This window comes from Streptomyces smyrnaeus (assembly GCF_017676345.1).
Lineage (GTDB): Bacteria > Actinomycetota > Actinomycetes > Streptomycetales > Streptomycetaceae > Streptomyces > Streptomyces smyrnaeus.
The window spans coordinates 13763-40290 of record NZ_JAFFZM010000028.1 but is presented as its reverse complement, the minus strand read 5'-3'; the positions used below and the strand labels follow the sequence as shown (position 1 = coordinate 40290).

The 26528-nt window shown below is 70.4% G+C and carries 23 protein-coding genes, 1 pseudogene and 1 riboswitch; of the genes and pseudogenes, 18 read left to right on the top strand and 6 right to left on the bottom strand.

The genetic code is table 11. The features are described 5' to 3' along the window. Positions 1-18: 18 nt before the first annotated feature. Positions 19-399, bottom strand: coding sequence for a glycine cleavage system protein GcvH (gene gcvH / locus JW613_RS31500; RefSeq protein WP_209214272.1), 381 nt, complete (start codon positions 397-399; stop codon positions 19-21). A gap of 160 nt (positions 400-559) precedes the next feature. After that, positions 560-1696, bottom strand: a complete 1137-nt coding sequence (gcvT, locus tag JW613_RS31495; protein ID WP_209214271.1) for a glycine cleavage system aminomethyltransferase GcvT — start codon at positions 1694-1696, stop codon at positions 560-562. 183 nt (positions 1697-1879) lie between these two features. Further along, positions 1880-1991: riboswitch (glycine riboswitch) on the bottom strand. 181 nt (positions 1992-2172) lie between these two features. Between gcvT and JW613_RS31490 the strand changes: the two are divergent. Further along, a pseudogene (locus tag JW613_RS31490) lies at positions 2173-2781 on the top strand (AAA family ATPase); the annotation flags it as partial. Positions 2782-3037: 256 nt separating this feature from the next. On the opposite strand, the gene JW613_RS31485 reads toward JW613_RS31490, so the two are convergent. Further along, positions 3038-3664, bottom strand: coding sequence for a proline-rich domain-containing protein (locus tag JW613_RS31485; RefSeq protein ID WP_209214270.1), 627 nt, complete (start codon positions 3662-3664; stop codon positions 3038-3040). Positions 3665-3843: 179 nt separating this feature from the next. On the opposite strand from JW613_RS31485, the gene JW613_RS31480 reads away from it, so the two are divergent. The 11 genes from JW613_RS31480 to JW613_RS31430 all read left to right on the top strand — a co-directional run bounded on the left by JW613_RS31480 (position 3844) and on the right by JW613_RS31430 (position 15827). Then, positions 3844-4647 carry an enhanced serine sensitivity protein SseB C-terminal domain-containing protein gene (locus JW613_RS31480; protein ID WP_209214269.1) on the top strand — a complete coding sequence of 268 codons (804 nt, stop codon included), beginning with the start codon at positions 3844-3846 and terminating at the stop codon, positions 4645-4647. Positions 4648-4827: 180 nt separating this feature from the next. Beyond that, positions 4828-5619, top strand: a complete 792-nt coding sequence (locus JW613_RS31475; RefSeq protein ID WP_099884444.1) for an enhanced serine sensitivity protein SseB C-terminal domain-containing protein — start codon at positions 4828-4830, stop codon at positions 5617-5619. Positions 5620-5937: 318 nt separating this feature from the next. Beyond that, positions 5938-6936, top strand: coding sequence for an ABC transporter permease (locus JW613_RS31470; protein WP_099884446.1), 999 nt, complete (start codon positions 5938-5940; stop codon positions 6934-6936). A 68-nt stretch (positions 6937-7004) separates the two neighbouring features. Beyond that, positions 7005-8756, top strand: a complete 1752-nt coding sequence (locus JW613_RS31465; protein ID WP_209214268.1) for an ABC transporter substrate-binding protein — start codon at positions 7005-7007, stop codon at positions 8754-8756. Between the two features lie 161 nt (positions 8757-8917). Continuing rightward, entirely contained in the window at positions 8918-9916 is a 999-nt protein-coding gene (locus JW613_RS31460; RefSeq protein WP_099884449.1) for an ABC transporter permease, read from the top strand. Further along, a complete protein-coding gene (locus JW613_RS31455) occupies positions 9913-11142 on the top strand; it encodes an ABC transporter ATP-binding protein (protein ID WP_245226602.1) in 1230 nt (409 codons plus the stop codon). The genes JW613_RS31460 and JW613_RS31455 overlap by 4 nt, the downstream gene beginning before the upstream one ends. After that, entirely contained in the window at positions 11139-12305 is a 1167-nt protein-coding gene (locus JW613_RS31450) for an ABC transporter ATP-binding protein (protein WP_307842522.1), read from the top strand. Before JW613_RS31455 ends, JW613_RS31450 begins: the two co-directional genes overlap by 4 nt. A gap of 114 nt (positions 12306-12419) precedes the next feature. Further along, entirely contained in the window at positions 12420-13112 is a 693-nt protein-coding gene (locus tag JW613_RS31445) for a trimeric intracellular cation channel family protein (RefSeq protein WP_209214267.1), read from the top strand. A 24-nt stretch (positions 13113-13136) separates the two neighbouring features. After that, the gene (locus tag JW613_RS31440; protein ID WP_209214266.1) at positions 13137-13988 is read left to right on the top strand and encodes a thioesterase family protein; all 852 of its coding nucleotides are present in this window, start codon (positions 13137-13139) and stop codon (positions 13986-13988) included. Positions 13989-14080: 92 nt separating this feature from the next. Beyond that, on the top strand, positions 14081-14557 hold the full coding sequence (locus JW613_RS31435) for a Dps family protein (RefSeq protein ID WP_099884454.1): 477 nt from the start codon (positions 14081-14083) through the stop codon (positions 14555-14557). Between the two features lie 82 nt (positions 14558-14639). Next, positions 14640-15827 carry a cysteine desulfurase family protein gene (locus JW613_RS31430; protein WP_209214265.1) on the top strand — a complete coding sequence of 396 codons (1188 nt, stop codon included), beginning with the start codon at positions 14640-14642 and terminating at the stop codon, positions 15825-15827. Positions 15828-15877: 50 nt separating this feature from the next. Here the strand turns inward: JW613_RS31430 and JW613_RS31425 are convergent, their stop codons facing one another. After that, positions 15878-16663, bottom strand: a complete 786-nt coding sequence (locus JW613_RS31425) for an N-acetylmuramoyl-L-alanine amidase (protein WP_209214264.1) — start codon at positions 16661-16663, stop codon at positions 15878-15880. Positions 16664-16718: 55 nt separating this feature from the next. On the opposite strand from JW613_RS31425, the gene mnmA reads away from it, so the two are divergent. After that, the gene (gene mnmA / locus JW613_RS31420) at positions 16719-17861 is read left to right on the top strand and encodes a tRNA 2-thiouridine(34) synthase MnmA (RefSeq protein ID WP_209214263.1); all 1143 of its coding nucleotides are present in this window, start codon (positions 16719-16721) and stop codon (positions 17859-17861) included. A gap of 100 nt (positions 17862-17961) precedes the next feature. Here the strand turns inward: mnmA and JW613_RS31415 are convergent, their stop codons facing one another. Beyond that, positions 17962-18486 carry an LOG family protein gene (locus JW613_RS31415; RefSeq protein WP_209214309.1) on the bottom strand — a complete coding sequence of 175 codons (525 nt, stop codon included), beginning with the start codon at positions 18484-18486 and terminating at the stop codon, positions 17962-17964. 155 nt (positions 18487-18641) lie between these two features. Between JW613_RS31415 and JW613_RS31410 the strand changes: the two genes are divergently transcribed. Next, entirely contained in the window at positions 18642-19001 is a 360-nt protein-coding gene (locus JW613_RS31410; protein ID WP_209214262.1) for a hypothetical protein, read from the top strand. Between the two features lie 95 nt (positions 19002-19096). Here JW613_RS31410 and JW613_RS31405 read toward each other — a convergent pair whose 3' ends face one another. Next, complete coding sequence (locus tag JW613_RS31405) at positions 19097-20770, bottom strand: glycine/sarcosine N-methyltransferase (protein ID WP_435853297.1); 1674 nt, start codon at positions 20768-20770, stop codon at positions 19097-19099. 327 nt (positions 20771-21097) lie between these two features. Between JW613_RS31405 and JW613_RS31400 the strand changes: the two genes are divergently transcribed. From JW613_RS31400 to ligA, 4 genes are all read left to right on the top strand, one after another. After that, positions 21098-22129, top strand: coding sequence for a rod shape-determining protein (locus JW613_RS31400; RefSeq protein ID WP_209214261.1), 1032 nt, complete (start codon positions 21098-21100; stop codon positions 22127-22129). A 219-nt stretch (positions 22130-22348) separates the two neighbouring features. Further along, positions 22349-23038: an SDR family oxidoreductase gene (locus tag JW613_RS31395; protein ID WP_209214260.1), complete on the top strand. Its 690-nt coding sequence runs from the start codon at positions 22349-22351 to the stop codon at positions 23036-23038. 4 nt (positions 23039-23042) lie between these two features. Continuing rightward, complete coding sequence (locus JW613_RS31390; protein ID WP_307866122.1) at positions 23043-24089, top strand: methionine synthase; 1047 nt, start codon at positions 23043-23045, stop codon at positions 24087-24089. A gap of 14 nt (positions 24090-24103) precedes the next feature. Then, entirely contained in the window at positions 24104-26341 is a 2238-nt protein-coding gene (gene ligA, locus JW613_RS31385) for an NAD-dependent DNA ligase LigA (RefSeq protein ID WP_307866121.1), read from the top strand. The last annotated feature ends 187 nt before the right edge of the window (positions 26342-26528 follow it).

Here is a 26528-nt window from a genome sequence, read left to right as displayed (position 1 = left end):
TCACCCGAGGCGGGCGCCTCAGCTGCCTGAGGCGAATGCGGCGTACTCGTCGGCCGAGAGCAGGTCGTCCGGCACCTCGGAGATCTTCACCTTGAACAGCCAGCCGCCCTCGAACGGAGCGGAGTTCACCAGCGCCGGGTCGTCCACCACGTCCTGGTTGATCTCGGTGATCTCGCCGGAGGCGGGGGAGTAGAGGTCGCTGACGGACTTGGTGGACTCCAGCTCGCCACAGGTCTCGCCCGCGGTGACGGTGTCGCCCACCTCGGGGAGCTGGACGAAAACCACATCACCGAGCGCGTTGGCGGCGTGCTCGGTGATACCGACCGTCGCGACGCCGTCCTCGACGTCGGACAGCCACTCGTGCTCCTTGCTGTAGCGGAGCTGCTGGGGGTTGCTCATGAGTCTGATTCTCCCGGATGCGAAAGGTGCAGTGAAAACGGTCTTGGCAGGTGGAACGGGGAGCCCGAACGCGGACCCACCGACGCGCGGCGCTCAGCCCGGTGCGGTGACCCGGCCCGCCGGTGGTGCGGTCCTTCGGCGCCTGTGTGCCTCGCGCGGCTCAGTGCCTCTTGTAGAAGGGCAACGCCACGACCTCGTAGGGCTCGTGGGAGCCCCGGATGTCGACCGCGACCCCCTTCGTCCCGGGCTCCGCGTGGGCCGCGTCCACGTACGCCATGGCGATCGGCTTGCCCAGCGTCGGCGAGGGCGCTCCGGAGGTGACTTCGCCCACAACCTGGCCGTCGGCGACCACGGGGTAGCCGGCGCGCGGCACCCGGCGCCCCTCGGCGATCAGCCCGACCAGCTTGCGCGGCGGCGCGGTCCGGGCGCGTTCGGCGGCCGTGGCCAGCGCGTCCCGTCCCACGAAGCGGCCCTCGTTGGTCGACTTCTCGAACTTCACGATCCGCCCCAGGCCGGCGTCGAACGGGGTCAGCGCGGTGGACAGCTCGTGCCCGTACAGCGGCATGCCCGCCTCCAGCCGGAGCGTGTCGCGGCAGCTGAGCCCGCACGGCACCAGCTCGGCGTCCTTGCCCGCCGCCATCAGCGCTTCCCAGACGGCGACGGCGTCGTCGGGGGAGACGAACAGCTCGAAACCGTCCTCACCGGTGTACCCCGTACGGGCGATGAGCGCGGGCTTGTCCGCCACGATGTCGCGCTCGCCCGCGTAGTAGCGCAGCCCGTCCACGTCGAAGCCGGTCAACTGCTTGAGGATGCCCGCGGCGGCCGGGCCCTGGACGGCGATGAGCGCGTACTTGTCCCGGTCGTCCCGCACCTCGGCGCCGAAGCCGTCCTGGCGTTCGACCAGTGCGTCCAGCACGGTCTGCGCGTTGGCCGCGTTGGCGACGACCAGGTATTCCGGCTCGTCCTGCTGGCCCAGCCGGTAGACGATCAGGTCGTCGAGGATGCCGCCGTTCTCGTCGCAGATCATCGTGTAGCGGGCGCGGCCGACGGCCAGCTTGGACAGATTGCCCACCAGCGCGTAGTCGAGCAGCGCGCCCGCCTGCGGTCCGGTGACGGTGATCTCACCCATATGGGAGAGGTCGAAGAGGCCGGCGGCCGAGCGGACGGCCAGATGCTCCTCGCGCTCGCTGCCGTAGCGCAGCGGCATGTCCCAGCCCGCGAAGTCGGTCATGGTGGCGCCCAGCGCGCGGTGCGTGGCGTCCAGCGCGGTCTTACGGTTGGCCGGTGGCTCGGTCATGCAGGCTCCCAGAGTCCCGATGAATCCCCACAAGGGGTATGACGTGGATGTCCTCCCCATCTGTCATCGGAACCTGAGAGGTTCGCCGACAGCTCCCGAACGGCTGGAGCGCGGCTTGCACCTTGGGTGGAACCGTCGGCCCACACCGGGGCGTGAGCGTGACGGTCCGCTTTTCAGATCTGCCTAGCCTGCGCGGTAACGGGGCCTGAGAGATTCAAGGGAGGATCTTGCTCCTTCGGCGCCCCGGAGTGCGGTTGCTGCTGCCGCTTGCCGGGGACTCTCCCGCGCGGGTTCGAACGGCCGGTATGGAGTTGAGTGCGCACATCATCGCACGGGTGAGCGGGCCGTGGCTGCCCCTGTGCGGAAGCCGTCCACCTTGAATCACATTACCTTTTCTTTACATACTTGGGGGGTGGCGGCCGAGCCGTCACCTCGGGAGGGGAGATCCATTGGGCAGCCTGTGCCGTGCAGACGCGATGCCGAGGGGTGCGCGGGCGGGTCCCACCGCCCGCCCCGTGGTCCGCCACGACCTGCGCCGGACCGCCACCGAGCGCACGCTGCGCTACCGGTCGGGGGACGTGGTGGTCGTCTCCGGGCTGCCCGGGGGCGGCAAGTCCACCCTGATGAGAAGCGCCGTTCCCGGGGGTTCCGACGTCGTCCGCATCGACTCCCAGGACGCCCGGGAGCGCTGGGAGCGCCGGATGCCGCGCTGGCTGCCGTACGGCGTCTACCGGCCGCTGGTACGGCTCGCCCACTACGCCAGGCTGCGCGCCGCGCTCGGTTCCGGGGCCGCCGTCGTGGTGCACGACTGCGGCACGCAGAGCTGGGTGCGCCGCTGGCTGGCCCGGGACGCGGTACGCCGGGGCCGGTCGCTCCATCTGCTGCTGCTCGACGTCGCCCCCGAGGACGCGCTGGCCGGGCAGACCGCGCGGGGCAGGCGGGTGTCCGGCTACGCCTTCCGCCGTCATCTGCGTGCCGTGGGCAGGCTGCGGACCGCCGCCGTGACGGGGCGGCTGCCGGCCGGCTGCGTCTCCTCGGTGCTGCTGGACCGGAGCGCGGCCCAGGCACTGCGGGCCGTGCGCTTCGAGTCGCTGCCGGCGGGCGTGCCCATGGCGGTCTCGGCCCATCTGCGGCCGGTGCCCGCACCCGCTGCGGCGCCGCCGCCTACCGCAGCGCCGCCCGCTCCGGTGGTGCCCGCGGCCGTGCCGTCGGCCAGGGCCGGACCGCGGGCGGCGGTGGTCCCGCCGCCCGGAAGGGACGACGGGACCACCGACGGGAGCAGCTGTGGCCGGGCTCAGGGAGTGACCGGGATCAGCGGCCCGCTCCCCGGGTGAGCGGCCTTCAGGACTGCTGCCCGGGAGTCAGCTTCTGCGGCAGCAGCTGCTGCTCCTGTTCCTGCTTGCCGGGAGTCTGCCCCTGCGCGGGCTGCTGACCGGCAGGCTTGCCCGGCTTGGCGGGCTTCGCGGGCTTCTGCTGCTCGGTCTGCCCGGGCTTGGCGGGCTTGCCGGGCTTCGACTGCTCGGTCTGGCCAGGCTTGCCCGGCTTCGCGGGCTTCTGCTGCTCGGGCTTCGACGGGTCGGGCTTGGAGGCCGAGGGCTTCTGCGGCTGCTTCGGCTTCTGCTGCTGGGCGGGCTTCTGTTCGGTGGTGGGCTTCTGCTGCTCCAGCGGGTCGTCCTGCTGCTGACCGGGCTTTTGCGGCTTGCCCTGTTCCGGCTTCTGCGGCTGGGCGGGCTTGGGCTGCTGCGCGGGCTTCTGCCCCTGCGCGTCGTTGTCTCCCGTCGGATCCGGCTTGCCCTGCCCCGCACCGGTGTCGTGGTCGGCGGGTTGATGGACGCCGGACCGGTGCCCCGAGGCGTGATCCGCGGGCAGCGAGGACGCCGCGGAGGAGGCCGCGCCCGCCGCGCCGATGGCGAGCGAGCCGGCCAGGGAGACGGTGACGGCGGTGGCGGTGATTCTGTTCACGCGCATGTGCTCTCCTCCAATGAGCGTGCCGAATGGCACGTAGTGGGACGGAAACCACTTTTCGGGCGATGCATCAGGGATGCAACCGGAGCGTCGCCGGACGTGTTCCTCCGCCTCGTCCGAGGGACGGGAGCCATCCCTCCCTCGCGGGACCGTGCGCGCGGAGCATGGATAGGCTTGCCTGTATGACAGTTCCCTCGCAGCCCCAGCCGCAGCAGCCGCAGCACTTCGGGCCCGGGCACGGGGGCGGCTGGCCCGGCAACGAGCTGGAGGAAGCCCTGGCCGCCTCGCTCCAGGTGCCGCACGCGGGCGCCCGGCTGCTGGAGGTGCTGGGTCGCAGCAGCGTGTGGGTGCCGCTCCCGGAGGGGGGCAGCCGGGAGAGCCGCGAACTGGACCTGCCCACCATCGAGTTGGACGGCGCTGTCTATGTGCCGGTCTTCAGCTCGCAGGAGCAGTTCCTGCACGTCGTCGGCTCGCACATGTCCTTCACCATCGCTCCGGCCAGACAGTTCGCTCGGGGGCTGCCGCCGGGAGTGGGCATCGCGGTCAACCCGGAGGGGACGGTGGGGGTGCCGCTGCCCGCCGAGGCCGTCGCGGAGCTGTGCGCCAACACCCCGAACGAGCAGGCAGCGGCCGGAGTCGCACGTGGGGCGCGGGTACGGCTGTTCGAGCCGGACTGGCAGGACGACCCGCTCTCCTTCCTCGCCGCCGCCTCGGCCGAGTTCGCGGCGCTCCCGGCCGTACGGACGGCCCGGCGGGGGCTCGCCAGTACGGAGGGTGACCCGCCCGCGCTGTTCATCGGGGTGGAGCTGGATCTGCTGGACCCCGAGTCCCGGCAGGCGGCGCACGATGCGCTCGGCAGGGCGCTGCACGTGGCGCAGGTGCGCTGGCCGCTCCAGATGGTGCTGCTCGATGCGGCCGAGGACCCGGTGGTGGACTGGATGCGGCAGTGTGTCCGTCCCTTCTACACCAGGGAGACCCCGGCCTGAGCACGGCCAGGGGCCGGCGCGGAGTCGGTACCCGGCGGCGCGCGGGGCCGATCCGGTCCCGGGAGCGGACCCGAACCGAGTACGAGTACCGATGTCCCGGCCCCCTCTTAAGCTGGTTGGATAGTGGTGTGGGGCGACGAGTCGGGCAGGAACGGCGGCAGTGGTGGAAGGGCGGCCCAGGTGAGCGCGGGTGGAAGCGTCGAACAGCTCCTGCGGCGGGTGTCGCCCGGCGCGTACGGCACCTACGAGAACTATGAGGCCCTGCTCCAGGCGCTGGCGGGCAGCCAGGTGTGGATGCTGCTGTGGAACGGCCAGGCCGGCTCCCCCGACGCGCAGTACGGCAACATGGAGGTGGCCGGGTACGGCTACGCGCCCTGTGTGACCTCGGCCCAGGAGCTGGCGGCCTCCGGTTGGAACCGTGCGCACGAGGTCGTCGGCGGTCGCGACATCGCCGCGGCGCTCTTCCCCGATCGTTGGGGAATCTGGCTGAATCCGCACGCTCCGGGCGGTGGCGTCGGCATCCCGTGGCTGGACCTGCGGCGGATCGCGGTGGGCCTCGACCAACTCCCCGCCGGGCCCCTGCGGATCAGTGAGCCGACCCTTCAGATCCCGCAGTTCTATGCGCTGCTGACGCAGAACGCGCACCGGACGCCCGTCGTCCGTTCGCTGCGCCGCGCCTGGGTGCGGCCCGCGCTGGGCGTCCCGTATCTCACCGTGGGGCTGGACCTGTACGACAACGGTCCGGCGTCGGTCGAGGCCGCGCGGCAGATGATGGCCCAGTCGGTGGCCGCGGTGCCGGACGGGCTGCCCGTCTCCAGCGTCGCCATGGCGGACGACTACGACCCCGTGGCGATGTGGATGCGCAGCCAGTCCCGGCCCTTCTTCGACCGGGACGCGCACGCTCCGGCCGGTTACGACGCGTCCCGGGCGCCGGCTCCGGGCTTCGGTTACGGCTACCCCCGCCCCTTCTGATCCGGGGCCGGAATCCGGTCATTTTTTCGACGCCGCAGACGGTCCAGATCAGGACAAAACTGCGGGTCTCACACCGCTCAACGTCAACATCCGTCCGCATAACGGAACATGACGCGTCACATCACAGTTGCGCATCCTTTCCCCGGGAGGTCTGGCGACTGATCGTGAGCGCGATGAAGACTCCCGAGCCATAAGCCACCAGGAGGCCGCAGTCCGGCCTCCCGCCGGAACGGCTTGCGAACGTCTTCAGAAACTTTGACCGCTACAGCGGTGTGCGTGGACTGGTCAACTGCCGGTCGAGAAGGGGTCCCCAACACGATGACGGCACCACTGCACGAGGAAACGGCCGCGGAAACCGCGGTCGTGGAGCCGGCCCTCAACAAGGCCGAGAAGGCGATCGAGGGCCGCTCACTCGGCCGGATCGCCTGGGAGCGGCTCAAGCGTGACAAGGTGGCGCTGATCGGTGGCACGATCGTGTTGCTGCTCGTCCTGGTCGCGATCTTCGCGCCGGTGATCGCGGCGCTGACCGGTCAGTCGCCGAACGAGCGGCACGAAGACCTGATCGACCCGCTCTTCAGCACCCCCAAGGGCGCACTGGGCGGCATGTCCGCCGATCATCTGCTGGGTGTGGAGCCGGTCAGTGGCCGCGACATCCTCACCCGGATCGTCTACGGGGCGCGTGTCTCGATCCTCGTCGGCTTCCTCTCGGCCTTCGTCGCCGTCATCTTCGGCACCATCCTGGGCACGCTCGCCGGATACTTCGGCGGCTGGCTGGACGCGCTCATCAGCCGCGTGATGGACATGCTGCTGGCCTTCCCGCAGCTGCTGTTCATCATCTCCCTGATCTCCGTCATGCCGAACGACCTGTTCGGTCTGACCGGCACGGGCGTGCGACTGCTGGTGATGATCCTGGTCATCGGCTTCTTCGGCTGGCCCTACATCGGCCGCATCGTGCGCGGCCAGGTGCTCTCGCTGCGCGAGCGGGAGTACATCGAGGCGGCCCGCAGCCTGGGCGCGGGGCGCGGCTACATCATCGGCAAGGAGCTGCTGCCCAACCTGGTCGCGCCGATCACCGTCTACATGACGCTGATGATCCCGACCAACATCCTCACCGAGGCGGCGCTCAGCTTCCTCGGGGTGGGCGTCAAGCCGCCGACCGCCTCGTGGGGATCGATGCTCTCGGACGCCGTGTCGTTCTACGAGTCCGACCCGATGTACATGATCATTCCCGGCGTCGCCATCTTCATCACGGTGCTCGCCTTCAACCTCTTCGGTGACGGCGTACGCGACGCACTGGATCCGAAGGGCACCCGTTGATCCCCCATCCCAGACCCCGGCCCCGCCCAGCCCGTGCGGGCCGTGACCTACCACGGAGGTTGCGAGACGTGACAACCCTACGCACATCGAGGCGCCGATTGGCCGCGCTTTCGGCCGTCGCCGCCGCCACGCTGCTGGCCACCACGGCCTGCGGCGGGGGCGACAGCGACAGTGAGGGCGGCGGCGAGTACAACGCGGGCGTCAACAAGGTCGCCAACGCCTCGAACAAAAAGGGCGGGACGCTGAAGTTCGTCGGTGTCCAGGACGCCGACTCCTGGGACACCACCCGGATGTACTACGGCTTCGTCTTCGACTTCGCGCGCTACTACAGCCGTCAGCTGGTCAGCTACTCGCCCAAGCCGGGCAAGAAGAGCCTGGACCTGAAGCCGGACCTGGCCACGGACAACGCGCAGATATCCGAGAACGGCAAGGTCTACAAGTACACCCTGAAGGACGGCCTGAAGTGGGAGGACGGCAAGCCGATCACCTCCCAGGACGTCAAGTACGGGATCGAGCGCCAGTGGGCGCAGAAGACCCTCTCCGGCGGCCCCACCTACATCAAGGACGTCCTCGACCCGAAGGGCAAGTGGAAGGGTCCCTACGAGGACGACGGCGGCTTCGACGGCATCAAGACGCCGGACAAGAAGACCATCGAGTTCCATCTGCCGAAGCCCAACGGTGACTTCGAACAGATGCTGGCCATGCCGACCAACTCGCCGGTGCGCAAGGACAAGGACACCAAGTCCAAGTACACGCTGCACCCCTTCTCCTCGGGTCCGTACAAGTTCAAGTCGTACACCCCGAACAAGTCGCTGCTTCTGGTGCGCAACAAGCACTGGGAGCGCACCAGCGACCCGCTGCGCAAGGCGCTGCCGGACAAGATCAAGGTCACGCTGCTCACCAACCCCGACGAGCGCGACAAGCGCCTGATCAACGGTGACGCCGACCTCGACCTCAACCAGCGCGGTATGGAGGTCCAGGGCCGGCAGACCGCTCTCAAGGAGCACAAGGGCAACGTGGACAACCCGCAGACCGGGTTCATCTCCTACGTGGCCTTCCCGCAGAGCGTGAAGCCGTTCGACAACATCCACTGCCGCAAGGCCGCCATCTACGGCGCCGACCACAAGTCGGTGCAGACGGCGCGTGGCGGCCCGACCGCCGGTGGCGAGCTGGCCGTCAACATGCTGCCGCCCACCGTCCCGGGCCACGATGTCAACGACGACCAGTACGGCATCCGCAAGAACGGCGGAAAGGCCGACGTCGCCAAGGCCAAGGAAGAGCTCAAGAAGTGTGGTAAGCCCAACGGCTTCTCCACCACGCTCGCCGTGCGCAACACCGACAAGGCCGACGTGAAGTCCGCCGAGGCCCTGCAGGCGTCGCTCAAGAAGGTCGGCATCAAGGTCGAGATCGACGAGTTCGACGGTGCCCAGGGTTCCTCGATCGTCGGTAACCAGGCCACGGTCAAGCGCAAGGGCTACGGCATGGTCCTCTACGGCTGGGGCCCGGACTTCCCCAGCGGGCAGGGCTACGGCATCGAGCTGTGGCACAGCTCCAAGATCCGCGACAACGGCAACAACAACTACGCGCTGATCGACGACCCGAAGATCGACAAGGGTCTTGAGGACGCCATCGCCGAGCTCGACCCGGACAAGGCCGCCGAGAAGTACCGCGAGGTCAACAAGGAGGTCATGGCGGGCGGTTACTACCTGCCGCTGACCTATCTGAAGGTCGTCCAGTGGCGCTCGGACCGGCTCACCAACGTCTACTCGGCCGACTCCTTCAGCGGCTGGTACGACTTCGCGTCCCTCGGCGTCAAGTGACCCCCGAGGTCGCTGAGACCTCGACGTTCGCCACCGACATCACCATCTGACGGCGCCACCCGCCGCTGGCACGAAGGGCAGGTGAAGGCCGCTACGGCGGCCCGGCAGCCCACTCCCTGACCGGGAGTGGGCCCGGGCCGCCGACGGGCGGCCGGAGAGCAGTGCTCACATACCTCATCAGGCGGCTGTTCGCCGTCGCAGTGATGCTGGTCGTCATCATCCTGGCGGTCTTCTGCATCTTCTTCCTGATCCCCAAATGGACGGGGATCGACCCGGCCACCATGTTTGTCGGTAAGCAGGCCGACAAGGAGAGCGTCGAAGCCGTCCGCGAGAAGCTCCAGCTGGACGATCCGGTCCTGGTGCAGCTCTTCGAGTTCTTCAAGGGGCTGCTCGTCGGACGGGACTACACCTCCGGGGGCGACACCACGCACTGCTCGGCGCCCTGCTTCGGGTACTCCTTCCGTACCGAGCAGGAGATCTGGCCGGTGCTGACCGACCGGCTCCCGGTCACGCTCTCCCTCGCGCTCGGCGCGGCCGTGATCTGGCTGCTCATCGGCCTGACCGTCGGTGTGCTCTCCGCACTGAAGCGGGGCAGCCTGTGGGACCGGCTGGCCATGACCGGCGCCCTGGCCGGCGTCTCGCTGCCCGTCTACTTCACCGGTCTGATCTCGTTGGCGGTCTTCGCCTACCAGCTCGATCTGGTGAGCAACTCCTTCACTCCGTTCGGCGACGACCCGGTCAAGTGGTTCAGCGGCATGATCCTGCCGTGGATCACCCTCGCCTTCCTCTTCGGCGCGATGTACGCCCGGCTCACCCGGGCCACCATGCTGGAGGTGATGGGTGAGGACTACATCCGGACCGCCCGTGCCAAGGGGCTCAAGGAACCGGTCGTCATCGGCAAGCACGCGATGCGCTCCACCATGACGCCCGTCCTCACGCTTCTCGGCATCGACATCGGCGCCCTGATGGGCGGCGCGATCCTCACCGAGACCACCTTCAGCATCCCCGGACTCGGGCAGGCCGTGCTCAAGGCGATCACCGACCGCGACCTCCCGCTGATCCTGGGCGTCACCCTCATCACCGCAACCGCCGTCGTCATCGCGAATCTCATCGTGGACCTGCTGTACGGCGTGATCGACCCACGAGTGAGGCTGGGATGACAGACCACGAACACAAGTCCCACAAGGACGACGAGCCCGGCACCGGCACGGCGGGGGCCAAGGTTCCCGAGCAGGCCGACGCCCCCCGCGACGCGGCTGCCGCGGGCGCCGGGGCAGCCGCGGCCAAGGCCTCGGACCTGACCGGCACCGGCACCGCGCCCGGCGAGGTGGAGCTGGACAGGCGACCGCCCACGGCCTTCTTGGAGGTACGCGACCTGCGGGTGCACTTCCCCACGCAGGACGGCATGGTCAAGTCCGTCGACGGCCTCTCCTTCAAGCTGGAGAAGGGCAAGACCCTCGGCATCGTCGGTGAGTCCGGCTCCGGCAAGTCCGTCACCTCGCTCGGCATCATGGGCCTGCACACGGTCGGCCAGTACGGCAGGCAGCGCCCCCGGCTCTCGGGCGAGATCTGGCTGGACGGCCAGGAACTGCTCAGCGCCGACGCCGAGACGGTGCGCAAGCTGCGCGGCCGCGAGATCTCCATGATCTTCCAGGACCCGCTCTCGGCGCTGCACCCCTTCTTCACCGTCGGCCACCAGATCGTGGAGGCGTACCGCGTCCACCACGACGTCGACAAGAAGCAGGCCCGCAAGCGTGCCGTCGAACTGCTCGACCGGGTCGGCATCCCCGAGCCGGGCAAGCGGGTGGACAGCTACCCGCACGAGTTCTCCGGCGGTATGCGCCAGCGCGCGATGATCGCCATGGCGCTGGTCAACAACCCCGAGCTGCTGATCGCGGACGAGCCCACCACGGCGCTCGATGTGACCGTCCAGGCGCAGATCCTCGACCTGATCCGGGATCTGCAGAAGGAGTTCGGCTCGGCCGTCATCATCATCACCCACGACCTGGGTGTCGTCGCCGAACTCTCCGACGACATCCTGGTGATGTACGGCGGACGCTGCGTCGAGTACGGCACCGCCGAGCAGGTCTTCTACGAGCCGCAGCACCCCTACACCTGGGGGCTGCTGGGCTCCATGCCGCGGATCGACCGGGACAGGTCCGACCGTCTGATCCCGGTCAAGGGCTCGCCGCCCAGCCTCATCAACGTCCCCTCCGGCTGCGCCTTCAACCCGCGCTGCCCGTACGCGGACGTCCCCAAGGGCGACATCACCCGCACCACGCGTCCCGAGCTGCGCGAGGTCAAGCCCGGGCACCTGTCCGCCTGTCACATGGCGCAGGAGGACAGGGAGCGGATCTGGAACGAAGAGATTGCCCCGAAGCTGTGAGCGCCGTGAGTGAGGACGACGAGCCGATGACGAAACCCGAGAAGTCCCCGGGCTCCGAGCAGACGGCCGGCTCCACGACCGCGCCGGGCGGCGGCCTGGGCACGAAGGAAGAGCCGCGCGAGGGCGAGCCGCTGCTGAAGGTCAGCGGCCTCAAGAAGCACTTCCCCGTCACCAAGGGCCTCTTCAAGCGGCAGGTGGGCGCTGTGCTGGCGGTCGACGGCATCGACTTCGAGGTCCGCGCCGGCGAGACCCTCGGTGTCGTGGGCGAGTCGGGCTGCGGCAAGTCGACGATGGGCCGCCTGATCACCCGGCTCCTGGAACCGACCGCCGGTGCCATCGAGTTCGAGGGCAAGGACATCACCCACCTGGGTGTCAGCGGGATGCGTCCGCTGCGGCGCGACGTCCAGATGATCTTCCAGGACCCGTACTCCTCGCTGAACCCCCGGCACACGGTCGGCGCCATCGTCAGCGCGCCGTTCAAGCTCCAGGGGGTGCAGCCCGAGGGCGGTGTCAAGAAGGAGGTCCAGCGGCTGCTGGAGGTGGTCGGGCTCAGCCCCGAGCACTACAACCGCTACCCGCACGAGTTCTCCGGCGGCCAGCGCCAGCGCATCGGCATCGCCCGCGCGCTGGCCCTAAGCCCGAAGCTGGTGGTGGCCGACGAGCCGGTCTCCGCGCTGGACGTCTCCATCCAGGCGCAGGTCGTCAACCTCCTGGACGATCTGCAGGAAGAGCTCGGCCTCACCTATGTGATCATCGCCCACGACCTGTCGGTCATCCGCCATGTCTCGGACCGGATCGCGGTGATGTACCTGGGCAAGATCGTGGAGCTGACCGACCGCAAGTCGCTGTACGACACGCCCATGCACCCGTACACGCGGGCGCTGCTGTCGGCGGTCCCGGTGCCGGACCCCCGCCGCAAGGCGGCCGACAGCCGGGAGCGGATCCTGCTGCAGGGCGATGTGCCCTCGCCCATGAACCCGCCGTCCGGGTGCCGCTTCCACACCCGCTGCTGGAAGGCCACGGAGGTCTGCCGCACCAAGGAGCCCCCGCTGGTCCCGCTGGCGGCGGGCCACAACGTCGCCTGCCACCATCCGGAGAACGCCCCGGACCAGGAGCCCGGCGACACCAAGCTGCTTCGGGAGAGCGACGTCAGCAAGAGCTGAACCCCTTCCCGAGGGGCCGGCCCGCCCGGCCCCTCGGGAGAGCTTCCGGACCTGTCGCCGCCCGGCCGATGCGCCCCCTGCGGCCCCGTCCCCCGCCCCGGATACAAAGGTGCGGTGGAAACCCTCTTCAGTCCTCCGCTCCAACACTGGCTGGACATCGCCGGCATCTTCGTCTTCGCCGTCTCCGGCGCCCTGCTGGCCGTCCGCCGCAATTTCGACGTCTTCGGCATCGCCGTCCTCGCGGAGGTCACCGGCCTCGGCGGCGGCCTGTTCCGCGATGTCGTCATCGGTGCCGTGCCCCCGGCCGCCTTCACCGACCTCGGCTACTTCCTCACCCCGCTCGTCGCCACCGTCCTGGTCTTCTTCCTCCACCCGGAGGTGGAGCGGATCAACAAGGCGGTGAGCGTCTTCGACGCGGCCGGGCTGGGACTGTTCTGTGTGACGGGCACGCTCAAGGCCCACGAGTTCGGGCTGAGCCTGACGTCCTCGGTCGTGATGGGACTGGCCACGGCCGCCGGGGGCGGGGTACTGCGCGACGTTCTGGCCAACGAGGTGCCCTCGCTGCTGCGCTGGGACCGGGAGATCTACGCGGTGCCGGCGATCGTCGGCTCCAGTGCCGTGGCGCTGCTGATCCACCTCGACGCGGTGCGCCCGGAGACGGCGGTGGGTGCGGCGCTGCTGGCGTTCGTCCTGCGGCTGCTGGCCCTGCGCTACAACTGGCGGGCCCCTCGCGCGTGGAAGCGCAGCAGCGCGACGGCGGACACGGAGGCGGCCGGCGGCACCGACAACGCACCTACCCACGGGTAACAAAGCCGGTGTACGGTGCCACACATGTCCGACGCACCTTCCCAGATCACCGAGCCGGCCCGCACCGGCAGCAGCGAGTTCGACCGCGACACCGCGGTCCGCACCCGTGAGTCCGGCGTCCACGAGGCGCTCCTCTCCCCGGGCTGGGCAATAGGCAAGGCCCTCAACGGCGGATATCTGCTGGCCGTGCTGGGCCGCGCGCTGCGCCAGGCGCTCCCGCACCCGGACCCCTTCACCATCACGGCCCACTATCTGACCGCCACCGTCGCGGGCCCGGCCACCATCCGTACCTCGATGGCCCGCAGCGGCCGAACCGTCTCCACCGCCTCGGCCGGACTCTTCCAGACCGACGACCGAGGCCGGGAGATCGAGCGCATCCGCGTCCTGGCCACCTACGGCGACCTCGGCGCGCTCCGGGACGACGTACGCACCAGCGCCAAGCCGCCTGCCATGCCGCCCCGTGAGCAGTGCTTCCGCGCCACCGACCACCCGGACGGCGACGCGGCCGTCCCCGAGATGGGACGGCGGCTGGATCTGCGGCTCGACCCGGACACCTGCGGCTGGGCGCTGGGAGCGCCCAGCATGCGCGGAGAGATCCGGGCCTGGCTCGAACTCGCCGACGGCCGCGCCCCGGACCCGCTCTCGCTGCTGATGGCGGTGGACGCGCTGCCGCCCACCGGCTTCGACCTGGGGCTCACCGGCTGGGTGCCCACCGTGGAACTCACCGTCCATGTGCGGGCCCGCCCCGCGCCCGGCCCGCTCCGGGTGGCCATCACCACGCGCAACCTGGCGGGCGGCTACCTGGAGGAGGACGCCGAGGTGTGGGACAGCGCGGACCGGCTGGTGGCCCAGTCCCGGCAATTGGCCCGCGCGTAGGACCGGCACGGGCGCCTCGGCGTCCCTTTTCCTCCGGTGTGCTTACGTTGGTAGGGAAAGTGACCGAGACTGTCCGAGAGAAAGCGACGCACGTGACCTACACAGTGAAGAGCACGCTTCCCGAGTCGGATCTCAAGACCGTCGCCGAGGCGCTGCAGGGCACGCTGTTGGACCTCATCGACCTCTCCCTGGTCGCCAAGCAGATCCACTGGAACGTGGTCGGCCCGCGCTTCCGCTCCATCCACCTCCAGCTCGACGAGGTGGTCGACACCGCCCGCCAGTACTCCGACACCGTGGCCGAGCGCGCCTCCGCGCTCGGCATCAGCCCCGACGGCCGCGCCGGCACCGTCGCCGGCGGCAGCGCCATCGCCACCGTCAAGGAGGGCTGGCTGCCCGACAACGACGCGGTCCGCCTCATGGTCGAGGCCCTCGGCGCCGTCATCACCAAGGCCCGCGAGCGGATGAAGGCCGTCGGCCCGGTCGACCCGGTCACCGAGGACGTCTTCATCCAGCTCACCGGCGTACTGGAGAAGGAGCGCTGGATGTTCCAGGCGGAGAACCGCGGCTGAGCGGGAAGGGGCGGTCCGTCGGCCGGGTGCGCTGCTACGCGCCGGTCGTGCGCCCCGTGGGGAACCGTAGGATTGGGGAACCATGGCTGACACCGCCCACTCCGCCTACCTCGACCACGCCGCCACCACGCCCATGTGGCCCGAAGCGGTGCGGACGATGACCGAACAGCTCGCGGTCGTCGGCAACGCCTCCTCCCTGCACGGGGCCGGACGGCGGGCCCGGCGCACCGTCGAGGAGGCCCGGGAGTCGCTCGCGGCCTCGCTCGGCGCGCGACCCAGCGAGGTCGTCTTCACCGCGGGCGGGACCGAGGCGGACAACCTCGCCGTCAAGGGGCTGTACTGGGCGCGCCGGGACCAGGACGCGCGGCGTACCCGGGTGCTGGCCAGCCCGGTGGAGCACCACGCCGTGCTGGACGCCGTCGAGTGGCTGGCCGAGCACGAGGGCGCCCGGCTGGAGTGGCTGCCGGTGGACGGTTACGGCCGGGTGCACCCCGAGGCGCTGCGCGAGGCCGTCGAACGCGATCCCTCCGACGTGGCGCTGGCCACCGTGATGTGGGCGAACAACGAGATCGGGACCGTCACCCGGGTGCCGGAACTCGCCGAGGTCGCCGCCGAATTCGACGTACCGCTGCACTCGGACGCCGTGCAGGCGTTCGGCCAGCTCGACCTGTCCTTCGAGGAGTCGGGACTGGCCGCGATGGCCGTCACCGGGCACAAGGTCGGCGGCCCGTACGGTGTCGGCGCGCTGCTGCTGCGGCGCGAGCACGCCCCCGTACCGCTGCTGCACGGCGGCGGCCAGGAGCGGCACGTACGCTCCGGCACCCTGGACACCCCCGCCATCGCCGCGTTCGCGACGGCCGGACGGGTCTCCGTCGAGCGGCGGGCCGACTTCGTCCGCGAGGTGGGCGCACTGCGGGACGCCCTGGTGGCGGCCGTCCGCTCCGCCGTACCGGACGCGGTGCTCAACGGCGACCCCGACCCGGACGGACGGCTTTCGGCCAATGCGCACTTCTCCTTCCCCGGCTGCGAGGGGGACTCGCTGCTGCTCCTCCTGGACGCGCAGGGGATCGAGTGTTCGACCGGTTCGGCCTGCACGGCGGGCGTCGCCCAGCCCAGCCATGTCCTGCTGGCCACCGGCACCGAACCCGACCTGGCCCGGGGCACGCTCCGCTTCTCGCTCGGCCACACCTCCACCAAGGCGGACGTGGACGCGCTGGCGGAGGCGATCGGCCCGGTCGTCGAGCGGGCCAGGACCGCGGGGCTGAGCTAGCCGCAGCGCGGGACCCCGGGGGCTGAGCCGGCCGCGGCGCGGGCGGCCGGTCAGTTGTCCGGCAGCGTGCTCTTGACCCTCGTCCTCATCTCCGCGCGCACCATCCGCAGATACTTGTCCCAGTCCCAGTGCCGGCCGGGGTCCGTGTGGTCGGCACCAGGGACCTCGTGGTGGCCGATGATGTGCCGGCGGTCGGCCGGGAAGCGGTAGCGGGCACAGATCCCGGCCGTCAGCCTGGCGGAGGAGCGGTACATGGTGTCGGTGAAATCCTGCGGACGGTCTATCCAGCCCTCGTGCTCGATGCCGACGCTGCGCTCGTTGTACTCCTTGTTCCCCGCGTGGAAGGCCACGTCCAGTTCGCGGATCATCTGGATGATCTGCCCGTCCTGGCAGACGATGTAGTGCGCCGCCGCCCGGTGCGCCGGGTCCCGGAAGACCTTCACGGCGGCCGCGGCACTGCCCTGCGTGACGTGGATGACCACCCGGTCGATACCGAAGTCGGCGGGCCGGTCCCCGCGTCGCATGTTCCCGTCCGCGGCGGCCACCCACCGGGCGCGGGCGTCGTCGACCTGGCCCTCCATCCGGGGCTTGTCGTTCCCCGGCATCCGCCACCACCAGCGCTTGAGCTCCTGCTGGGTGGCCACCCCGAGCACGCCGAGGCCCACCACCGTGCTGCTCGCGATCAGCAGTCTGCGCCGGGCCACACCGCGCTCGGGCCCGGTCTCCTCGGGCCGGCTCCCGCCGTCGCCCGCGCCCCGGCCGTCACCGGCTGCGGGCCCGTCCCCGGAGCCGTCCGCCGGGCCGCCCGTCCGTCCTTCATCCGCCGCCTGTCCCATGCGCTCCCTAACGCGTTCGGGTCACCGGGTGGTTCCGTCTACCCTGGAGGGCGCTATGACTACTGCATCCTCGCGGGGGACAGCCTCCGCGCGCCCGCTGCGTGTCCTGGCCGCCATGTCCGGCGGCGTCGACTCGGCTGTCGCGGCAGCCCGGGCCGCCGAGGCCGGACACGACGTGACGGGCGTGCATCTGGCTCTTTCCGCCAACCCTAAGTCGTTCCGTACGGGTGCGCGCGGCTGCTGCACCATCGAGGACTCGAACGACGCACGCCGCGCCGCCGACGTCATCGGCATCCCCTTCTACGTGTGGGACCTGGCCGAACGTTTCCGCGAGGACGTGGTGGAGGACTTCGTCGCGGAGTACGAGGCAGGTCGTACGCCCAATCCCTGTCTGCGCTGCAACGAGAAGATCAAGTTCGCGGCGCTGCTGGACAAGGCGCTCGCGCTGGGCTTCGACGCCGTGTGCACCGGCCACTACGCCACCGTCGTGACACGTGCGGACGGCCGCCGGGAATTGCACCGCGCGAGTGACGCGGCCAAGGACCAGAGCTATGTGCTCGGCGTGCTGGACGAGCAGCAGCTGGCCCACGCGATGTTCCCGCTGGGCGACACCCTCACCACCAAGGAAGAGATCCGGGCCGAGGCCGAGCGGCGGGGGCTGGCCGTCGCCAAGAAGCCCGACAGCCACGACATCTGCTTCATCGCCGACGGCGACACCCAGGGCTTCCTCGCCTCCCGGCTGGGCCGTGCCGAGGGCGACGTCGTCGACGAGTCCGGCACCAAGGTGGGCACCCACGAGGGCGCGTACGGGTTCACGATCGGCCAGCGCAAGGGGCTGCGGCTGGGCCGCCCGGCCCCGGACGGCAAGCCGCGCTACGTCCTGGACATCTCGCCGGTCGACAACACGGTCACGGTGGGCCCCGCCGCCTCCCTGGACGTCGCCGCGCTGACCGCCGTACGGCCCCGCTGGTGCGGCGAGCCCCCGGCCGACGGCCCCCGGCGGTACACGGCGCAGCTGCGCGCGCACGGCGCCGAGACACCGGTGGAGGCCCAGCTGACCGATGGTGAGCTGCGGGTCCGTTTCGCCGAGCCGGAGCGCGGAGTCGCCCCGGGCCAGGCGATCGTGCTGTACGACGGCACCCGGGTGGTCGGCTCGGCGACGATCGACCGGACGGAGCGGGCGGTCCCGGCGGCCTGAGGGCTCCGAGCGGCCCTGGCCGCCCGGTCGCGGCTGGTCGGGGTCGGCCGGGCCATGGGCGGCCCCGCCTGGCCGTGGGCCGGGCGGGGCCGCGCAGGGGTCAGGCGCCCAGCAGTTCCAGCGCCTGCGGGCCGTCGTCCGCGAAGGTGACCAGGTCCGCCAGCGGGATGGGCAGAAAGCGCTCGGCCTCCATCCGGGCCATCTGCTGCCGAAGGCCGTCGTAGAAGCCCGCCGTGTTGAGCACCACGATCGGCTTGGCGTGCATGCCGTGCTTGCGCAGCTCCAGGATCTCGGTCGCCTCGTCCAGCGTCCCGGTGCCGCCCACCAGGACCACGACGGCGTCGGCACGGTCCAGCATCAGCGCCTTGCGCTCGGCGAGGTCGGCGGTGATGATCATCTCGTCGGCGTTCGGCCGCGCGACATCGCGCAGGAACTCCACCGAGATGCCGATGAGCCGGCCGCCCGCCTCCTGCACACCGTCGGCCACCACCTTCATCAGCCCGGAGTCCGAGCCGCCCCACACGAGGCTGTGCCCGCGCTTGCCGAGCAGTTCGGCGAACTCGCGGGCCGCGTCGGTGTAGACGCTGTCGAGCTCGGCGGCCGAGCAGAAGACGCAGATGTTCATGGGTGCGGAAGAGGCCATGACCGTCAGCTTACGGCCGGATTCCGGCGCCGAGCAGCCGGGTGGCGGCGAAGTCGTACGCCGGTTCGGATGTGGCGTGGCACACTACGGCGGGTCGGTCACGGGGACACGGGGGCCGTCGAACCACGGCCGGGGGAGTGGAGTTGAAAGCGCAGCGGCGACGTTGGACGTGGATCGGCGCGATCTGGGCGGTGCTGGTGGTGACGGGCGGCGCCGTCACCCTGGGTCTGCAGGAGGAGCCGGAACCCACCTTCGGCTGGCGCGAGATGGACGGCGGGTCCGGCGACGCCGTGCCCCGTGACGGTTCGCCGTCCTTCGCGCCCAGCTCATCGGCCGACCATGACGGGGGCTGCCCGTCCGTACCGCCCACCGACCCACCGGACGAGGAGCACCACGCACTCGACCGGCAGCACCAGCCGCCGACCGGTCGACCCGGCGCGCGGGACTTCACCACGGAGCCGAACTCCACAGTGACGGACTGCGCGTACGTGGAGTGAGCCTTGTCCGCCGGCCGGCGGACAGGCCGCACGTCCTCCCCGGCCCACGCCGGGGAGGACGTACGGCCCGCTGTCGGGCCGGCCCTGCGGAAGCCTCAGCCCTTCGTCAGGGTGAAGCGGAAGATGCCCCAGGTGAGACGGTGCTTCTCGCCGCCGTCGACCCAGTGGGTGAGCCCCTTCTTCATCTGGCTCAGATAGTCGCTGCTGACCTTCGCGGCGAGCCCTTCGGCTTCCTGCCGCTCGGTCTCCTCCAGCACCCGCCCGTAGTGCGTGACGAGTTGCTCACGCAGGTCCTCGAACCCCGCACGCGAGTCCTCGTGCTCGGACGGGGTGAAGCCGAGGCGGCCGAGCTCCCGCTTGTAGAAGCCGGGCGAGCCCATGTCGTCGAGATGGATGCGGTCCAAGATGGGCTGGATGGCGCCCAGGTCGGTGCCGTCGGCCGCCATCGGGTCGGTGAAGACCAGCTTTCCGCCCGGTTTGAGGACACGCCGGATCTCCTCCAGCACCCGGATGCGGTCCCCGCTGTGCAAGAACGCGTCCTGCGACCAGACAACGTCCACGCTGGAGTCGGGGAACGGCACGCTCTCGAAGGAGCCGTCCACCACCTCGATGCGGTCGGTGAGACCGCGGGCCGCGTTGAGCTCCTTGTGCCGCTGGTTCTCCACCTCGCTGAGGTTGAGGGCCTGCACCGTGCAGCCGAACGTCTCGGCGAGGTAGCGGGCCGAGCCGCCGAAGCCGGACCCCAGATCGAGTACGCGGGACTCCTTGGTGAGCTCCAGCCCGGAGGCCATGCGCTCGACGGTGCGGCGGCTGGCGTCGGCGATGGGCTCCCGGGCGTCGGCATAGATGCCGACGTGAATGTCCTCGCCGCCCCAAACAGAGGAATAAAAGGCGTCGGCGTCGGGGGAGTTGTAATAACTCCGCGCCGTGTTCACGGCAGCGCCGTAGGCCCCTTCTTCCTGATCCTCCATTCGGTATTCCTTCTCCGCGACATGCACGAAGAAGTCCGGTTGTTCGTCCCGGTAGGTGTGCTGGAAGTCACCGTACGTCTCGACGCGTTGGAACCCGACCTCGGTCATGAGGCGCCGCGTGTAGTCCTTGCGGAGCGGGAACATGTTGAGGTGGTAGACCGAGCTGTCCGGGAAGCGGTACCGCATGCGGCACAGCCCCTCGTCCATGTATTCCGGTTCCACCGCGACGTCCTCGCCGCAGTAGTAGTACGTGTGCTTGCTGGAGTAGCCGCGGTCCAGGATCGCGTCGTAGTTGCGCTGATCCAGGATGAGGATTCCGTCGTGCTTCAGCATCGCGTAGAACTCGGCCAGCGCCTTGCGCCGGTCGCGTTCCGAGAAGAGATGCGTGAAGGAGTTGCCGAGGCAGACGATGGCGTCGTACTCACCGTGAACGTCCCGGTTGAGCCATCGCCAGTCGGCTTGGACGACCCGCAGAATATGGTCGCCGTGCTTCATTCCGTTTTCGAACGCCATCGCCAGCATATCGGCGCTGCCGTCCGCGCTCACGGTTTCGAACCCGGCTTCCAACAGCCGTACCGAGTGGAACCCGGTACCTGTCGCGACGTCGAGGACGCTCCTTACGCCTCGCTTCCGCAACAGGTCGATGAAGAAATTTCCCTCGCTCTCCGCTCGCTTCTCCCAGTCTATGAGAGAATCCCACTTCTCCACGAAGCTGGGGACGTATTCCTCTGTGTAGTGTCCGGTTTCTCGAACCTCTACGGGGTTGTCTCCGAATTCCTGAGCCGGTCGCGCGGAAATGACGAAACCTCCAGTGGTAGAGACGGTGGCCCATGGCGCGGTCGCCGAGGACGCACCAGGCTTCGGGCTCGGTGAACCGCGCGTGGTCTCCGGTGCATAGCTATCCACCCCCCGGAGATCTATGCCACCAACTCGCTGGCGCACGCATGCGATTGTCCGGAAAACGCGCTCCGACCAGCGTTTATTCGATTCCAGATTGTCGGCGGGCCGGTGGGGCCCACCTGCCGCAGCAAACGGGACAGTTGGGTATGCTGCGGTTGGCAGCACCACAATTCCGTACGACTCGTGCAACCGCGTACAACACAGCACCGAACATGGCGAGTACACATGGCTAAGCGCAACCACTCCGCCCTCTCCGTCGCCGCTTCCTCGTTCCGCGGCCGCGATATCGGCATAGACCTCGGCACGGCCAACACGCTGGTGTACGAGCGCGGTCGCGGCGTGGTCCTGGACGAACCCTCCGTCGTCGCGATCGACACGAACACCGGCAAGGTGCTCGCGGTCGGCGCCCAAGCGCGCCAGGCCGTGGGCCGGACTCCCGGCTCGATCAGGGCCACCCGGCCCCTCAAGGGCGGTGTGATCACCGATTTCGAAGCCACGGAGGGCATGCTGCGGTATTTCATCCGCGCCGCCCGCGACGGCAAGGGCCGCGGCAGGTCGCCCCGCGTGGTGGTGTGCGTGCCCAGCGGCGTCACCGGCGTCGAACGGCGCGCCGTGCTGCAGACCGCCAGCCGGGCGGGGGCCCGCTCGGTGCGGCTGATCGAGGAGCCGATAGCGGCGGCGATCGGCGCCGGGCTGCCGGTGCACGAGGCGCGCGGCTCGATGGTCGTGGACATCGGCGGAGGCAGTACGGAGATCGCCATCATCTCGCTGGGCGGCATGGTCGTCGCCCGCTCCGCGCGGGTGGCGGGCGATGCGCTGGACGCGGCCATCGCCTCCTGGATCGAGCGGGAGTACACCATCGCGGTGGGGGAGCGGACCTCCGAGGAGATCAAGATGTCCCTCGGCAGCGGTGAGTTCGTCCCCGTGCGCGGCCGGGACAAACACACCGGTATGCCCAAACTCGTCCAGCTGTCGCCGGAGGAGATCGGCGAGGCCGTCGAGCGCCCGGTGCGCTCCATCGTGGCGGCCGTGCAGGCGGCCTTCGAGGAGTGCCCGCCGGAGCTGTACGGCGACATCATGGAGCGCGGCATGGTGCTGACCGGCGGTGGGGCGCTGCTGCACGGCCTGGACGAGCGGCTGACGAGGGAGACGGGTATGCCGGTGACGGTGGCCGACGAACCGCTGGGCTGCGTGGCCCTGGGCACCGGCCGCTGCCTGGAGGAGTACGACAGGCTGGAGTCGATCTTCGCGGCGTGAGCGCACGTGCGCCCCTCCCCCAGCCTCCGGCCGGGAGGTACCCCCAGGGGCGCGGGGAACTGCTCCCCCAAGCTCTTCGAGCAGGGGGTGCCCCCACTGGCCCCGGCGCGCCCGCAGTCTGCGACGGACGAGCAGGGGCAGCCCCTGCCCAGGGCCGGTGGGAGGGCGCCGCACGATCCACCGGATACGCCGAAGGCGGCTGTGCGGGATCATGGGGGCATGGCAACACACGTGATCACAGGCGCGGGCTCCGGTATCGGTGCCGAGGTGGCGCGCCGCCTCCAGGACCGCGGCGACACCCTCTACCTGCTGGCCCGGGACGCGGGCCGCGCCAAGGAGCTGGCCCGCCGGTTCGACGGCGCCCACACGCTCGTCGGCGACCTGGCCGAACCGGAACGGCTCTCCTGGGCGTTCGAGCACCAGACGCTCCCCGAGGACGTCGACTCGCTGCTGCACATCGCCGGCGTCGTCGAACTGGGGTCCGTGGGCGAGACCACCCCCAAACTGTGGCAGACCACCCTCGCCGCCAACCTGGTGGCGCCCGCCGAGCTGACCCGGCTGCTGCTGCCGCAATTGCGCCGCTCCCGCGGCCACGTCGTCTTCGTCAACTCGGGCGCCGGGCTGCGGACCAACCCGGAGTGGGGGGCCTACGCGGCCAGCAAGCACGGCCTCAAGGCGCTGGCGGACGCGCTGCGCGGCGAGGAGAGCGGCAACGGGATCCGGGTCACCTCCGTCTATCCGGGCCGCACCGCCACCCCGATGCAGGAGAAGGTGCACCGTCAGGAGGGCAAGGAGTACGACCCCGGCCGGTGGATCCCCGTCGAGGCGGTGGCGACCACCGTGCTGACGGCCCTGGACCTGCCCAGGGGCGCGGAGGTCACGGACCTGAGCGTGAAGCCGGGAGGCTGACCAGGTGAGCGACGACAACCGCGCCAACCCCTGGGGGCCCGCCGCGGCCGCCGGTGTCGGGTCAATGCCCGGCACCGACGCCCGTGAGGCCGCCAGGACGGTCTTCGGCGCACTGGAGGAACCCCAGCACCTTCCCTACCTCCCGGAGCTCCCCGCCCGGGGGCCCGGCGCCGACATGCTGGGCCGCACGGCCGGGCTGCTGGCCGAGATGTATGTCCACCTGGAACCCAGCGGGTGGCGGATCAGCGACCGGCCCGGGCGGGACACCCGCCGGGCCCGGGCCTGGCTCGGCGAGGACCTCGACGCGCTGGAGGAGTTCACCCAGGGATACGGCGAAGGGGACGGTCCGCGCGGCATCAAGGTCTCGGCGGTCGGCCCCTGGACGCTCGCCGCCGGCCTGGAGCGGCGCAACGGAGAGGCCATGCTGGGCGACCACGGCGCCGTCCGCGACCTGGCCGCCTCGCTCGCCGAGGGGCTGGCCGGGCAGCTGGCCGACGTCCGCCGCCGGGTGCCGGGCGCCGCCCTGGTCCTGCAGCTGGACGAGCCGTCGCTGACCGCCGTACTGCGCGGCAGCGTGCCCACGGCCAGCGGCTACCGCACCCATCCGGCCGTGGACCGGGCGGTGGTCGAATCGACGCTGCGCGAGCTGCTCGCGGTCCACGACGGTCCCACCGTGGTGCACTCGTGCGCTCCCGAGGTGCCGTTGGGGCTGCTGCGCCGGGCCGGTGCGGACGGCATCTCCCTGGACCTCTCGCTGCTCACCGAGCGTGACGACGAGGCGGTGGGTGAACTTGTGGAGGGCGGCGGCACGCTGTTCGCGGGTGTCGTGCCGGGCAGCGAGTCGGACGGCGCGGCATTGTCAGACCCTGCCGGTAGCGTCGGGGGTGTCAGGTCGTTGTGGCGCAGGCTCGGGCTGTCTCCGGGCCTGCTGACCGAGTCCGTCGTGGTCACCCCCACGTGCGGGCTCGCGGGAGCCTCGCCCGCGTATGCGCGGGGGGCACTCACCCATTGCGCCCGGGCGGCACGAGCACTCGCTGACAACCCTCAGTGACGGGAGGACCAACGGTGGCCGGCGAACAGGACGGAACGGTCTCCGCCGAGACGCGGCAGGACGTGGCGGTCCCGGCGCGAAAGCGGGAGGAGCACCAGCGCCTCGCGGAGCAGATCGAGGAGCACCGCTTCCGGTACTACGTGAAGGACGCACCGGTCGTCAGCGACGCCGAGTTCGACCGGTTGTTGCGCGGGCTGGAGGCGCTGGAGGAGGAGTACCCCTCCCTGCGCACACCGGACTCCCCGACCCAGAAGGTCGCCGGGCGCTACGAGACGGAGTTCACGGAGGTCGCCCACCGGGAGCGGATGCTCTCGCTGGACAACGCCTTCGACGACGCGGAACTGGGCGAGTGGGCGGACCGCGTGGCCCGCGAGCTGGAAGGGGTGGACTACCACTTCCTGTGCGAGCTGAAGGTCGACGGCCTCGCGGTGAACCTCACCTACGAACACGGGCGGCTGACCCGCGCGGCGACCCGCGGCGACGGCCGCACCGGTGAGGACATCACGCCCAACATCCGCACCATCGCCGACATCCCCGAGCGGCTGAGCGGCGAGCGGCTGCCGGAGCTGGTCGAGGTGCGCGGTGAGGTGTTCTTCCCCATGGAGCGCTTCCAGGAACTGAACGCCCGGCTGGTGGAGGCGGGCGACAAGCCGTTCGCCAACCCGCGCAACGCCGCGGCCGGCTCGCTGCGGCAGAAGGACCCGCGGGTGACGGCCACCCGCCCGCTGCACATGGTGGTGCACGGCATCGGAGCCCTGGAGGGCTTCGCCAAGGAGGACTTCGCCCGCCTCTCGAACGTCTATCAGCTGCTGCGCGAATGGGGTCTGCCGACCTCCGCGCACGCCAAGGTGGTGGACGGGCTGGTGGGCGTACGCGAGTTCATCTCCTACTACGGCGAGCACCGTCATTCGGTGGAGCACGAGATCGACGGTGTCGTCGTCAAACTCGACGAGATCCGCCTCCAGGGACGGCTCGGTGCCACCTCCCGGGCACCCCGCTGGGCCATCGCGTGGAAGTACGCGCCGGAGGAGGTCAACACCAAGCTGGTCGACATCCGCGTCGGCGTGGGCCGCACCGGCCGGGTGACGCCGTACGCCGTGGTGGAGCCGATCACGGTCGCCGGCTCCGAGGTCGAGTTCGCCACCCTGCACAACCAGGACGTCGTCAAGGCCAAGGGCGTGCTGATCGGGGACACGGTGGTGCTGCGCAAGGCGGGCGACGTCATTCCCGAGATCCTCGGCCCGGTCGCCGATCTTCGGGACGGCAGCGAGCGGGAGTTCGTGATGCCCGCCGAGTGCCCCGAGTGCGGCTCGCCGCTCCAGCCCATGAAGGAGGGCGATGTCGACCTGCGCTGTCCCAACGCCCGCTCCTGCCCGGCCCAGTTGCGCGAGCGGCTGTTCTACCTGGCGGGCCGCAAGGCGCTGGACATCGAGCACTTCGGTTATGTCGTCGCCAGCGCGCTGACCCAGCCGTTGGAGCCCAAGGAGCCGCCGCTGCGCGACGAGGGCGGGCTGTTCGACCTGACCGTCGAGGACCTGCTGCCCATCGTGGCCTACGTCGTCGACCCGGACAGCGGGCTGCCCAAGCGTGACCCGGAGACCGGTGAGGACAAGACGGTCACCCTCTTCGCCAACAAGCAGGGCGAGCCCCGGAAGAACACCCTGGCGATGCTGGAGAACATCCGGGCGGCCAAGGACCGTCCGCTCGCCCGGATCATCACCGGACTCTCCATCCGGCACGTCGGACCGGTCGCCGCGGAGGCGCTGGCCCGCGAGTTCCGCTCGCTGGAGCGGATCGCCGAAGCCGAGGAGGAGGAGTTGGCCGCCACCGAGGGCGTGGGGCCGACGATCGCCGCCTCGCTCAAGGCGTGGTTCGCCGAGGACTGGCACCGCGAGATCGTTCAGCGGTGGGCAGCGGCCGGAGTCCGGATGGAGGAGGAGTCCACCGGTGAGGAGGGCCCGCGCCCGCTGGAGGGGCTGACCACGGTCGTCACCGGCACCCTGGCCTCCTACACCCGGGACGGCGCCAAGGCCGCGCTGCAGGAGCGGGGCGCCAAGGTCACCGGATCGGTGTCGAAGAAGACGGACTTCGTCATCGTGGGGGAGAACCCTGGCTCGAAATACGACAAGGCGGTGCAGGCGAAGGTGCCGATTCTGGACGACGACGGGTTCGCCGTCCTGTTGGCCGAGGGGCCGGAAGCAGCCCGGGAGGCCGCCCTTGCCACTGGGGAAGAGGAGGAAGCGGACGCCTGACGGCGGAGTGGGCCACCAGGGGTGAGTCCGGGACAAGCCCCAACGTTCCCCCCTCGCACGGCTGTTCACGCACAGACCACATCCAGCCACCCGAGCCCCGCCGCTCACGTGGCCGGGCCCCGGGCGCTGGGTACCGGAGCCCTTACGGCACACCGGAGTTGGGCACGACCGGCATAGACGCATTCAG